The following is a 12,228-nucleotide window of genomic DNA, read 5'->3' on the forward strand; positions in this document are numbered from 1 at the left end:
GAGAAAACTAATCTGGCGTATCTGATCAAGGAGAATAGCACGGAAATCTGGCTTGAACAAATATAAGCACATATGAAATGACCCTTCAGAAGGAGGAGAATTGTGCGAAGGGTTATTAGTGCGTAAGATATGCCCCTTCATCAGGAGGGAGATGGTGCGAAGGGTTATAAGTGTATAAGATATGTCCCTTCAGCGGATTGAGAATTGCGCGAAGGGTCATAAGTGTATAAGATATGTCCCTTCAGCGGCAGGAGAATTATGCGAAGGGTTATTAGTGCGTAAGATATGCCCCTTCATCAGGAGGGAGATGGTGCGAAGGGTTATAAGCAAACTAGTAATCACTCTGTAACAGGACTCAGTGAGGATAGAACCCTCAAACAGAGAAATATCTGGTTTGGTGGTCCTGATCCGTCCGATAAGAACCCTCAAGCGGAAAAAAATCCGGTTTGATGGCACCGTTCCACCTGATAAGAACCCTCAACCAAAGAAAAATCCAGTTTGGTGGTCCTAATCCGTCCGATAAGAACCCTCAAGCAGATAAGAATCCAGTTTGACGGCACCATCCCACCCAATAAGAACCCTCAAGCAGAAAAAAATCCGGTTTGATGGCACCGTTCCACCTGATAAGAACCCTCAACCAAAGAAAAATCCAGTTTGGTGGTCCTGATCCGTCCGATAAGAACCCTCAAACCAGAGAAAAATCCGGTTTGGTGGTACCAATCCGTCCGATAAGAACCCTCAAGCGGAGAAGAATCAGGTTTGGTGGTACCAATCCGTCCGATAAGAACCCTCAAGCGGAGAAGAATCAGGTTTGGTGGTACCAATCCGTCCGATAAGAACCCTCAAGCGGAGAAGAATCAGGTTTGGTGGTACCAATCCGTCCGATAAGAACCCTCAAGCGGAGAAGAATCAGGTTTGGTGGTACCAATCCGTCCGATAAGAACAATCAGGCGGAGAAGAATCCGGTTTGGTGGTACCAATCCGTCCGATAAGAACCCTCAAGCGGAAAAGAATCCAGTTTGGTAGCCCTGATCCGTCCGATAAGAACCCTCAATCAGAGAAGAATCCGGTTTGGTATCACCATCCCACCCAATAAGAACCCTCAAGCAGAAAAAAATCCGGTTCAATAGCACCATCCCGCCAGAAAGTATTCCAAATTATGTCCTCCCCCAAAAACGAAATTTATCTCCGCTCAAAAAATACTAAAACCCCCGGCAGCGTATGCTGCGAGCCCCTGCATGAAAGAGAAGCATCATTTTTTTGAAAAAAGTGTGTTGCAAAAACAAACTAAAGAAAGTATACTATTTTTCGTGAACTTCTTAATGAACGCGGCCTTGTGGCTACTTAAAGGGTTAGGACCTCTCTGGACTAACTTTCCCCCGTGGTAGTTCAACAATCCATTGCGAAGAACTTCATGTAAACTAAAATTCCTAAAGGGGGAACCATATAATGGAAACAATGGGACGTCACGTAATCTCTGAACTGTGGGGATGCGACTTTGATAAACTGAATGATATGGACTTTATTGAAAAAACGTTTGTAAATGCTGCGCTGAAATCAGGTGCTGAAGTGCGTGAGGTAGCTTTTCACAAATTTGCTCCTCAAGGTGTGAGCGGGGTTGTCATCATCTCTGAGTCTCACTTAACGATTCACAGCTTCCCTGAGCATGGATATGCAAGCATTGATGTATATACTTGCGGAGATTTAAACCCGAATGTTGCAGCAGACTATATTGCAGAGGCTCTTTGCGCACAAACACGCGAGAACATTGAGATCCCGCGCGGCATGGGTCCTGTACAAGTGAAACAGGCTCAAGTAAAAGCTCTTTAATGATTACTCATTTTCATGTAAAATGAAAGAGGTGCAGCATGCACCTCTTTTTCTTATGCAATGACCTTTTACATACATACCTTTTATTCTAATTAGAAAAGGAGCCAAGCCTGACTATGAGCATGATGCATAAAATGAAAAGTTTCTTCTCTGCAGGACAGGAAACGTCTGAAAATCATTACGATGAGGCATTGAGAAGCCACTATTATAAAACGACCGCCAAGAAGGCAATGGAAACCGTTCAGCAAACGCTCGGCAGAATGCCTGGAGCAAAAGTAACCTCCGTTTCCGAAGAGCACGGCGAAATCAGTCTTGCCATTGAAAAACCTAAAAAAGCGCTGATGATTGTCACGGTCATATCTGTACGGCCTTACGAAACAGCCATTGATTTCAACGTGTCAACAGATTCAAAGCTCGGAACAGATTTCGGATTCAGCAAAAAGCTGATCAGTGAGGCTTACGAAAAGTTGAATAAGGATCTTCCGTTTATCGGCACAGGACTTTATCCGAAGTGATAACGGCTGCGTGCGAAGGAAAGTCCAGGCTTTTGGGAAAGATAGAAGAAAAGATTCGGCATCAAGATCAGACTGTAACAGAAATCCCGATGCTTTTTGATTGGAGCTGGTTGTATGAAATGTCCTACATGTCATCATAATGGCACGAGAGTTCTGGACTCCCGTCCTGTTGATGAAGGAAAATCCATTCGGAGACGGCGTGAATGCGAAGAGTGCCAGTACCGCTTCACAACGTTTGAAAAGGTAGAGGAGATTCCGCTCATTGTTGTCAAAAAAGAAGGGGTCCGGGAAGAATTCAGCAAAGATAAGATTCTTCGGGGGCTCATCAAAGCGTGTGAAAAGCGCCCTGTTCCTCTTCCGAAACTGGAGGAGATTGTGCAGGATATTGAAAAAGAACTCCGGAATCAGGGAATATCAGAAGTGAACAGCGACGACATTGGCGAAATGGTTATGGACAGGCTTGCAGGTGTAGATGAAGTGGCTTACGTCCGGTTTGCGTCCGTTTACCGCCAGTTTAAAGATATAAATGTATTTATTCAAGAATTATCAGAGCTGATCAAAAAGGTGAAATAAGAGCGCGCAGAACATGGTTTTGGGCTCTTTTTTCCTTTTCGCAGGCATGCTGCTTGTTTCGGCTGATGAAACAGAGGGAATGCTATGGACAATCATTGGAAACAATTACTTCCGGTAGACAGGTATCTCGTCAAAATGAACGGGCTGCTGCAGGATTTTGACAGAAAAGTTCTGACGCTGCTCTATCAGCCTCTGCTTGGGGCAAAATGCTATGCCCTCTATATGACACTCTGGTCAGAGCTTGAACAGGACCGGATATGGAGCAGAGAAACGACGCATCATGGCTTGATGTCTCTTATGCAAAGCAACCTGAGGGAGATCTATGAAGAACGGATTAAGCTTGAGGGCATTGGACTGCTTAAAACCTATCTGAAAGAAGAAGGAGATTCCAGACTCTACATCTATGAGCTGATGCCGCCCATCATGCCGGATGAATTTTTTCAGGACGGGGTATTAAACATCTATCTGTATAACCGGATCGGAAAGTCAAAATACAGTCAGCTGAAAGCCTACTTTTCAGACAGCAGCCTTCCGGAAAACTTGACGCAGGTGACAAAACCCTTCAATGAGGTGTTTCAGTCCCTGCAGCCAACAGAAATGCACTCTTTTGCTTCAGGAGAAATGCAGGAATCCATGATCCCTGAAGAAGGCAAGGACTTTCTTGGTTCTCAGACGGGAAGCTCTCCCCATATGACGGACACTGTTTTTGATTTTGATCTGTTTTACGCCGGGCTTTCAGAAGCTGTCATTCCAAGGAAATCCATTACGCCGAAAGTAAAAGAAACGATCAAGAAACTTTCTTATCTTTACGGCATTGGAGCCATGGAGATGAAGAATGTTGTGATGAACGCCATTGATGCGAATGAAGCCATTCAAATAGATGAACTCAGAAAGGCTGCAAGAGACTGGTATCAGTTTGAGCACGGGGAAAGACTTCCTGCTCTTACTGAAAAAGTACAGCCTTCCCATCTCAGGTCAAAGCCTGCGGTTCAGGCTGAACTGTCACAGGAAGAATCGCTGATCAGACAGCTTGAGAGCATCTCGCCGAAGCAGTTTTTAAAGGACCTGGCAGACGGCATAGAGCCATCTGCTGCAGACCTGCAGATCGTTGAAGAAGTCATGTTCAAACAAAAGCTTCATCCGGGCGTTGTGAACGTCCTGATCTACTATGTCATGCTCAAAACCGACATGAAGCTCTCAAAGACGTATGTTCAGCGAATCGCGAGCCACTGGGCGCGGAAACAGGTGTCAACTGTCAAGGAAGCGATGGACCTTGCGAAGCAGGAGCACAGAAAGTATCAGGACTGGGCTTCAAAGAAAACATCTTCCGGCAGAAAAATTGTCCGGAAAGAAACGCTGCCACAGTATTTACAGCAAAGCGAAGAACGTGGAGAACCAGCCGCAGAGCAGGATGACGAAGAAACAGAGCTTGAACGGAAACGGCTTGAAGAAAAGCTCAGACAGTACAGGGAACAAAATTAATCTCAGGCGGAGGTGAACAAAATGGAATCCATCAACAAATCTCTTGGGCGTCTTTCAGGCCGGGAAGATTTTCAGAAGAGGCTGGGTGCCATGAAGGCTCAGATCATGCAAAATCCGGATATCCAGGAATTTCTGCATGAAAACAGTTCTGAAGTGAATGAAGAAATGATCAACAGAAGCCTGATCAAACTCTACGAATACATTGGACAAAGCAAGCGCTGCGCAGACTGCCCGAGTCTCAGAGAATGCAAAAATCTAGTAGAAGGCTATCATCCGAAGCTTATCCTTCAGGGAAAAACCATTGACCTGAAGTATGAGGTCTGCCCGACGAAAGAAGCGGATGATGAACGGAAAAAACAGCAGTCGCTCATCAAGTCCATGTTTATTCCGCGTGACGTTCTGAATGCAACCCTTGAAGACATTGATCTCAAGGAAGCAAGCAGGCTGAAGGTTGTGGACATGGCCCTAAGCTTCAGCAGGGACTATCAAGAGGGCAAGTACCGCAAAGGGCTGTACTTGTACGGTCCGTTCGGGATCGGCAAAACCTATATTCTCGGAGCGATTGCAAACGAACTTGCAAAGAAAAAGATTCCTTCCATGCTTGTGTATGTGCCGGAATTTTTCAGGGAATTAAAAAGCTCCATGCATGATCATTCGCTGGAAGAGAAGGTTGAGGCAGTTAAAAAGGTAAAGGTGCTGATGCTTGATGACATTGGTGCCGAGGCGATGTCAAGCTGGGTGCGCGATGATATTCTGGGGTCAATCCTCCAATACCGCATGCTTGAAAACCTTCCAACGTTTTTCACCTCCAATTTCAGCATGAAAGATCTTCAGTCGCATTTAAGCGTTACACAGCGCGGTGAAGAAGAGCCTGTAAAATCAGCGAGAATTATGGAGAGGATCAAGTATCTGGCAGAACCGTTCGAACTGAAAGGCCGCAACTGGCGCGAAAGATAGAAAAAGCAGTACACCGCAAATCCTGCGGCGTGCTGCTTTTTTTGGTTTTGTGATTCTAATTGTTCTTCTCAGGCCATATACATGGAATCAGGTATTGGCTAAAAGGGGGGACAACCTTGATCAAAGTATTTTTTAATTCTCCGGATGAAGCAGAGAGATTTTATACAATGCTTGTCCTTAAGCAAAATCAGCGGAACGTTGAATTGTGCATAATTGACGGAAACGGAGTCGGGGTTTCGGCAAGTGATTTTGATGCGGCGGCAAGAACGCTTTTTATTCCGGCGCTTGCGTCTTATATTCTTAAATACAATGAATCACGTCTTATGCTTTCGATCATCAGGGACCGCTTTTATTTTCATGAGCCTGAAGAACAGCAGCAAATCATACATATTGCAGAGGCGATCATTGAAGGTGAACGGACGGAAATTCCCGGTGCCAAACAGCTTCCCGTGAGAGAAACGCCGATTTATGAAGCGCTGAATGACTTTATTAAGCCTGATCTTGCATTTGCTCTTTCGTCCTTTATAAAATTCCGTCTTCACAGCTATGTGGAGCGTTTATATAAATATATTGAGATTGCGATTGAAGAGTATAAGCTTGAACAGGAGTATCAGACGTTTATTCATAGTTTAAGAGAGTATGCCATGAGCAGGGAAACGAAGGCAGAGGTTATTCACATTGTTCATGAACACGAACTGACCGTTTACAATGAGCATTTTTCTGAAATCAGCAAAGAGGATTTAGCGGGGCGTATTGACAGGACGTTCGTTCATCAGCACCCGATGTACATTGATGCTTCCCTTTTGGCTCCCCTTGTCTCTATAGCCCCTGGGAAGATCCACCTGTATACCGATTCACCTGATTATGGAATGGTGCAGACCATCCAGAATATCTTTCTTGAACGGGTAAGCATTTATCCGAGAAAGATGGCTGGCGTTTAAATTCAGCTTTCGGAAGGGAAAAAGCGGAATCAGCTTGATTTCCTCCCGGAATGCTTTTATAATACGTTATGAATAGAAGAAAAGTTTTGATGAGGACACGGGTGAGTTATCACGGCTCAAAGAGAGGGAAGACATGGCTGAAAGCTTCCCAGTACGAATAACCTGCTTACCGCCTCTGAACTTCAGCTTTGAAAAGGACTTATTCCTGAGTAAGTGCTGACGGGAAATCCCGTTACAGATCTTTTTTGAGCCATTCACCGCGCGTAATGTGAATGGAAACAAGGGTGGAACCACGGCGAATAATCACTCGTCCCTTATTTTAGGGACGGGTTTTTTATTTTTTAAGAAAACATGCAAGGAGTGACTTTAGGATGTCAAATGTAAACATTACTTTTCCGGACGGAGCTGTAAAGGAATATCAGGCAGGCACATCAACTGAAGATATCGCAGCCTCCATCAGCCCGGGTCTGAGAAAAAAATCCATTGCCGGTAAACTGAACGGTGAACTGATTGATTTGAAAACACCGATTGAGCAGGACGGAAGCATTGAAATTGTCACACTCGACAGCCCAGATGCGCTGGAAATCATCCGCCACAGCTCTGCCCACGTACTCGCCCAGGCCATTAAACGATTATATGGAAATGTAAAGCTTGGAATCGGTCCGGTTATTGAAAACGGGTTCTACTATGACATCGATATGGAAGAATCGATTTCTGCTGAGGATCTGCCGGCGATTGAAAAAGAAATGAAGAAAATCATCAATGAAAACATAGAGGTCGTCCGCAAAGAAGTAACACGCGAAGAAGCAAAGGCGTTATATGAAGAAATAGGCGATCACCTGAAGATTGAGCTGCTTGATGCCATTCCTGAAGGGGAAAAAGTGACGATCTATGAACAGGGCGATTTCTTTGACCTCTGCCGCGGGGTGCATGTTCCTTCAACAGGAAAGCTGAAAGAATTTAAGCTTTTAAGTGTAGCCGGCGCATACTGGCGCGGGGACAGCAACAATAAAATGCTGCAGCGCATTTACGGTACGGCTTTCATTAAAAAAGCAGACCTTGATGAGCATCTGCGCCTGCTTGAAGAAGCGAAGGAGCGCGATCACCGAAAGCTTGGAAAAGAACTGAGCCTGTTTACGACATCTCAAAAAGTAGGACAGGGCCTCCCAATCTGGCTTCCAAAAGGCGCGACAATAAGGCGCATCGTAGAGCGCTACATTGTGGATAAAGAAGAGCGTCTGGGCTACCAGCACGTATACACACCGGTGCTTGGCAGTGTGGAGCTGTACAAAACATCCGGCCACTGGGATCATTATCAGGATGACATGTTCCCTGCAATGAACATGGACAATGAAGACCTTGTTCTTCGTCCGATGAATTGCCCGCATCACATGATGGTGTACAAGCATGACATTCACAGCTACCGCGAACTTCCGATCCGCGTGGCAGAGCTTGGAACGATGCACCGCTATGAGATGTCAGGAGCTCTTACAGGACTGCAGCGTGTCCGCGCAATGACGCTGAATGACGCCCATATCTTTGTCCGTCCTGATCAAATCAAAGATGAATTTATCCGGGTTGTAAAACTTGTTGAAGAAGTTTATAAAGACTTTGGCATCAATGACTATTCCTTCCGTCTTTCCTACCGCGATCCGGAAGACAAAGAGAAATATTTTGACGATGATGCGATGTGGGAAAAAGCACAGAGTATGCTTAAATCTGCGATGGACGAGCTTGGTCATGACTATTTTGAAGCAGAAGGGGAAGCGGCGTTCTATGGTCCTAAGCTTGATGTTCAGGTCCGCACAGCACTTGGAAAAGACGAAACGCTTTCTACTGTGCAGCTTGACTTCTTATTGCCGGAGCGCTTTGATCTGAACTATGTAGGAGAAGACGGCAAACAGCACCGTCCGGTTGTTATTCACCGCGGGGTTGTCTCAACGATGGAACGTTTTGTAGCCTTCCTGATTGAAGAGTACAAAGGGGCGTTCCCGACTTGGCTTGCTCCAACTCAGGTTCAGGTGATCCCGGTTTCGCCTTCAGTTCATCTTGATTACGCGAAAAGCGTTCAGGAGAAGCTGCAGGCTGCAGGTCTCCGCGTCGAGCTTGATGCACGCGATGAGAAAATCGGATATAAAATCCGCGAGGCGCAGATTCAGAAAACACCTTATATGCTTGTAGTGGGCGATAATGAAGCAGCTGAATCAGCTGTGAATGTCCGTAAATACGGCGAGCAGAAATCTGAAACAATCAGCCTGGATGCATTTATTGACGGCATTGTGAAAGAAGTTAAAAGATAAATCTGTAAAAAAGTATTGCACATGCGGAAGATGTTTGATACAATTCTTTTTGTTGCAATAAAAGCCAGCATGACTTGACACAGGAATTTTTTCCGTGATATAATTTGCATGGTAATTGAATAGAACGTTTGTCTAGCAAGCAGAAGCACCCGCTTCTCACCTGATTGACGCATTGCGCAGTCTGCAGGTTTACGACCATTTTATACTTAGTATACTAAATCGTAGTGTGGGTGTTTTATGCGCCCGCACTTTTTTATTTGAAAAAAGTGCGAGCAGAGTCTGTTCAGTTAAAAATCCTTGGAGGTGGCTAATTATTAGCAAAGACATGATGGTAAACGATGGAATCCGCGCTCGTGAGGTTCGTCTGATTGGTGCAAACGGCGACCAGCTTGGAATCAAAACACGCCAAGAGGCGCTTGAGATTGCTGCCAGAGCGAATCTTGACTTAGTGTTAGTTGCCGCAAACGCGAAGCCTCCTGTATGTCGCATTATGGACTACGGAAAATTCCGTTTTGAGCAGCAGAAGAAAGACAAAGAAGCACGTAAAAATCAAAAGATCATCAGCATGAAAGAGGTTCGCTTCAGCCCGACGATTGATGAGCATGATTTTAACACAAAACTTAAAAATGCACGCAAGTTCCTTGAAAAAGGAGACAAAGTGAAAGCTTCCATCCGCTTTAAAGGACGTGCAATCACTCATAAAGAAATTGGCCAGCGTGTTCTGGACCGTTTTTCTAAAGCTTGTGAAGATTTAAGTACAATTGAGTCTCATCCGAAAATGGATGGACGCAGTATGTTCCTGGTGCTTGCACCTAAAGCTGAAAAGTAAAGATACGAGGAGGAATACCTTATGCCAAAAATGAAAACTCATCGCGGCGCTGCAAAGCGTTTCAAAAAGACTGGATCAGGTAAATTAAAACGTTCACACGCTTACACTAGCCATTTATTTGCTAACAAATCAACGAAAGCAAAACGCAAGCTTCGCAAAGGCACGCTAGTAAGCAAAGGCGACTTCAAACGCATCCGTCATTTATTAGATAACATTAAATAATTCGTTTTCACATAGGAGGGAATTGACATGCCAAGAGTAAAAGGCGGTACTGTCTCACGTCAAAGACGTAAAAAAGTTCTTAAATTAGCTAAAGGTTATTTCGGTTCAAAACATACATTATACAAAGTTGCTAACCAGCAAGTAATGAAATCATTAATGTATGCTTACCGTGATCGCCGTCAGAAAAAGCGTGACTTCCGTCAGCTTTGGATCACTCGTATTAACGCTGCTGCACGCCTAAACGGTCTTTCTTACAGCCGTTTAATGCATGGCTTAAAGCTTGCAGGCATCGAAGTTAACCGCAAAATGCTTGCTGAGCTTGCAGTTACTGATGCAAAAGCTTTCGCTCAACTTGCAGACGCTGCTAAAGCTAAACTTAACAGCTAATACCACAAGACCATTCTCACCGTATGAGAATGGTCTTTTTATCATTTATTTATGGAGTTGAATGATATGGCACTCATGATTGCGTACTATTTGATCTTGAATGTGTACGGATTTTACATAATGGGAGCGGATAAGAAAAAAGCGAAACGCGGCGAGTGGAGAATCAAGGAGAACACTCTTTGGCTTGTCGCCTTTATCGGTGGTGCAGCGGGACTTACTGTAGGGATGAATACGTACCGCCACAAAACGAAGCACCGAACGTTTGCGGCAGGTCTTCCGGCATTGATGGTTGTCCATCTCGTTTTGTTTGTCTATTTTCTCTATAAGCTGTCATAAGACAGCCTCCCATCTGATACACTTTAGGGAACGATTCTCACACAGCATCATCAGGGACTGCATGAAAGAGGTGGGAACAATCGATCTTGCTACTTCGGCTGTGGTCAATACCGTCCAGTCTGCGGGATTTCTGGCACCTGTGTTTTTTATCGGCATGCACATTTTGAGGCAGTTTTTGTTCATACCTGTTGTGGCCATTTGTATTGTCGGGGGTATACTTTTCGGAACAGAATTCGGCACGTTTTATTCCATTATTGGGCTGACTGTTGCGAGCATCACTTTTTATACGCTGTCGAAACAGTTTCCATCCTTCTTAGACCGCTTTTCGGGGCTTAAGAAAAAATGGCTGGGGAATTATACGCGTCTTTCGGTTGGGCAGATTACCGTGCTCCGGATGATTCCGTTCGTGAATTTTTCGCTCTTATCCCTCTGCATTCTGGACAGATCCGGCTCGTTTAAAGAATATGCAAAGCTTTCCTTCTGGACGCATATTCCTGCGGCCTTCTGTTTTACTTCGTTTGGCACTTACTTTGGCAGACTGTCGCTCATTGCGACCATTCTGATCCTCTGCACGCTTATTGTATTTGTCTATTTGCTCAGAGAACGAAGAAGCATTATTAAATGGAACGAATTTTTTCTGAAATAGCCAAAAGCCGTGATCAACAAGGTCACGGCTTTTGTGCTTTTGAGAGAAATTCTCTGACGGGACTCTTCCAGTCAATGGCTGCATGCGGATAGGTTTCTTTCACTTTATCTGCGATAAATTGGAAATCCGAGAAAGAAAGTCCCTGAAGCTTGCTCGGTGTGTCGGTCCAGATGAAAATGGAGACGACTTCAAACGCCTGACCGGTCGTGCCGAGATATTTTTCGCCTTCAAACCGGACGCCTTTATATGTCAGGAGAAAATTCTTGCGGACATTGCCGGGGTCATCGAGCAGATAAAACCGGTTCTGTTCTTGTGCAAGCTCTAGCTTGCGTTTAGGATTCAGCACGTATTTTGCTAAAGAATAAAGGATGAAAATGACGAGTGCGAGCAGGAGCAGCCGTAGGAAGATAACAATCATAGCAATGCCTCCAAGACATATTTTGTTACAATACGTATTAGTGCGGCGGAAGGTTTCATATTTCATGAAAAAATTTTGAAGCATGGTTCCTGCAGTGATAAAATTGGCTCGTAGAGGAGAGTGAAATCGTGAATTTAACAAAATTGTTTGAGATGCAGCATACCCTTGACAGCAAAATAGAAAAACAGCATGGCCTTGAGAAGGAATCCCTTATTCACAAGAAGATTCTTGCCCTGTATGTGGAAGTGGGGGAACTTGCGAATGAAACGAGATGCTTCAAATTCTGGAGCCTGAAACCGCCGGCAGAAACAGATGTCATTCTTGAAGAGTACGTGGACGGCGTCCATTTTATTTTGTCTCTTGGAATTGAGATCGGAAAAACGAGTGGAATCGAGATTCAGCCGTATACGGAAGAAAAGTCGCTCACTGCTCATTTTGCCGATGTTTTTAACGCAATTGCCCAGTTTGAAAAGAACTGTGCGGATGAACAATTTATCCAGCTGTTCAGCAAGTATATGCACCTTGGACAGGCCCTTGGATTTTCAGGAACCCAAATTGAAGATGCTTATATGAAAAAGAATGAAGTTAACCATGACCGCCAGAAACAGGGTTATTAACATTTTGTATTACTTTCCAGCGTTTAGTATAATAGTAGATAATAAACGAGAGGGGTAAAGGGATGACAAAATTAGACGAAACACTTCAGATGCTGAAGGACCTGACAGATGCAAAGGGAATTCCAGGAAATGAACGCGAACCGAGAGAGGTTATGAAAAACTACATATCAGCCTA

At 44.6% G+C, this 12,228-nt stretch carries 15 protein-coding genes and 2 other annotated features; of the genes, 14 read left to right on the top strand and 1 reads right to left on the bottom strand.

From position 1 onward, the window contains the following. Window positions 1–1,449 precede the first annotated feature (1,449 nt). From speD to ACTSEZ_RS13345, 12 genes are all read left to right on the top strand, one after another. The gene (gene speD, locus ACTSEZ_RS13290; protein ID WP_029279179.1) at window positions 1,450–1,830 is read left to right on the top strand and encodes an adenosylmethionine decarboxylase; all 381 of its coding nucleotides are present in this window, start codon (window positions 1,450–1,452) and stop codon (window positions 1,828–1,830) included. A gap of 116 nt (window positions 1,831–1,946) precedes the next feature. Next, entirely contained in the window at window positions 1,947–2,345 is a 399-nt protein-coding gene (locus tag ACTSEZ_RS13295) for a cytosolic protein (RefSeq protein ID WP_369734660.1), read from the top strand. Window positions 2,346–2,459: 114 nt separating this feature from the next. Further along, on the top strand, window positions 2,460–2,918 hold the full coding sequence (gene nrdR / locus ACTSEZ_RS13300; RefSeq protein ID WP_029279183.1) for a transcriptional regulator NrdR: 459 nt from the start codon (window positions 2,460–2,462) through the stop codon (window positions 2,916–2,918). An 84-nt stretch (window positions 2,919–3,002) separates the two neighbouring features. Next, window positions 3,003–4,400, top strand: a complete 1,398-nt coding sequence (locus tag ACTSEZ_RS13305) for a replication initiation and membrane attachment family protein (protein WP_369734661.1) — start codon at window positions 3,003–3,005, stop codon at window positions 4,398–4,400. 21 nt (window positions 4,401–4,421) lie between these two features. Continuing rightward, a complete protein-coding gene (dnaI, locus tag ACTSEZ_RS13310; RefSeq protein WP_029279187.1) occupies window positions 4,422–5,357 on the top strand; it encodes a primosomal protein DnaI in 936 nt (311 codons plus the stop codon). 116 nt (window positions 5,358–5,473) lie between these two features. After that, a complete protein-coding gene (gene ytxC, locus ACTSEZ_RS13315; protein WP_369734662.1) occupies window positions 5,474–6,298 on the top strand; it encodes a putative sporulation protein YtxC in 825 nt (274 codons plus the stop codon). A 77-nt stretch (window positions 6,299–6,375) separates the two neighbouring features. Then, window positions 6,376–6,616, top strand: a binding site (T-box leader). 53 nt (window positions 6,617–6,669) lie between these two features. Further along, entirely contained in the window at window positions 6,670–8,598 is a 1,929-nt protein-coding gene (gene thrS / locus ACTSEZ_RS13320; RefSeq protein WP_369734663.1) for a threonine--tRNA ligase, read from the top strand. Between the two features lie 131 nt (window positions 8,599–8,729). Then, window positions 8,730–8,859 (top strand) — a sequence feature (ribosomal protein L20 leader region). A gap of 49 nt (window positions 8,860–8,908) precedes the next feature. Beyond that, the gene (gene infC / locus ACTSEZ_RS13325; protein ID WP_161781213.1) at window positions 8,909–9,427 is read left to right on the top strand and encodes a translation initiation factor IF-3; all 519 of its coding nucleotides are present in this window, start codon (window positions 8,909–8,911) and stop codon (window positions 9,425–9,427) included. Window positions 9,428–9,448: 21 nt separating this feature from the next. After that, a complete protein-coding gene (gene rpmI / locus ACTSEZ_RS13330) occupies window positions 9,449–9,649 on the top strand; it encodes a 50S ribosomal protein L35 (RefSeq protein ID WP_029279195.1) in 201 nt (66 codons plus the stop codon). 27 nt (window positions 9,650–9,676) lie between these two features. Further along, the gene (gene rplT, locus ACTSEZ_RS13335) at window positions 9,677–10,036 is read left to right on the top strand and encodes a 50S ribosomal protein L20 (protein WP_369734664.1); all 360 of its coding nucleotides are present in this window, start codon (window positions 9,677–9,679) and stop codon (window positions 10,034–10,036) included. A 66-nt stretch (window positions 10,037–10,102) separates the two neighbouring features. Beyond that, window positions 10,103–10,372: a DUF1294 domain-containing protein gene (locus ACTSEZ_RS13340; RefSeq protein WP_369734665.1), complete on the top strand. Its 270-nt coding sequence runs from the start codon at window positions 10,103–10,105 to the stop codon at window positions 10,370–10,372. 61 nt (window positions 10,373–10,433) lie between these two features. Next, a complete protein-coding gene (locus ACTSEZ_RS13345) occupies window positions 10,434–11,018 on the top strand; it encodes a TVP38/TMEM64 family protein (protein ID WP_369734666.1) in 585 nt (194 codons plus the stop codon). A gap of 22 nt (window positions 11,019–11,040) precedes the next feature. Here the strand turns inward: ACTSEZ_RS13345 and ACTSEZ_RS13350 are convergent, their stop codons facing one another. After that, on the bottom strand, window positions 11,041–11,436 hold the full coding sequence (locus tag ACTSEZ_RS13350) for a sigma-w pathway protein ysdB (protein ID WP_369734667.1): 396 nt from the start codon (window positions 11,434–11,436) through the stop codon (window positions 11,041–11,043). Window positions 11,437–11,564: 128 nt separating this feature from the next. Between ACTSEZ_RS13350 and ACTSEZ_RS13355 the strand changes: the two genes are divergently transcribed. Together ACTSEZ_RS13355 and ACTSEZ_RS21350 are read left to right on the top strand one after the other, a co-directional pair. Continuing rightward, on the top strand, window positions 11,565–12,053 hold the full coding sequence (locus ACTSEZ_RS13355) for a dUTP diphosphatase (protein WP_369734668.1): 489 nt from the start codon (window positions 11,565–11,567) through the stop codon (window positions 12,051–12,053). 62 nt (window positions 12,054–12,115) lie between these two features. Next, a partial coding sequence (locus tag ACTSEZ_RS21350) for a hypothetical protein (RefSeq protein ID WP_503129026.1) occupies window positions 12,116–12,228 on the top strand: 113 nt, incomplete at its 3' end.

The organism is Metabacillus mesotrionivorans (assembly GCF_052171315.1).
Taxonomy (GTDB): Bacteria; Bacillota; Bacilli; order Bacillales; family Bacillaceae; genus Bacillus_P.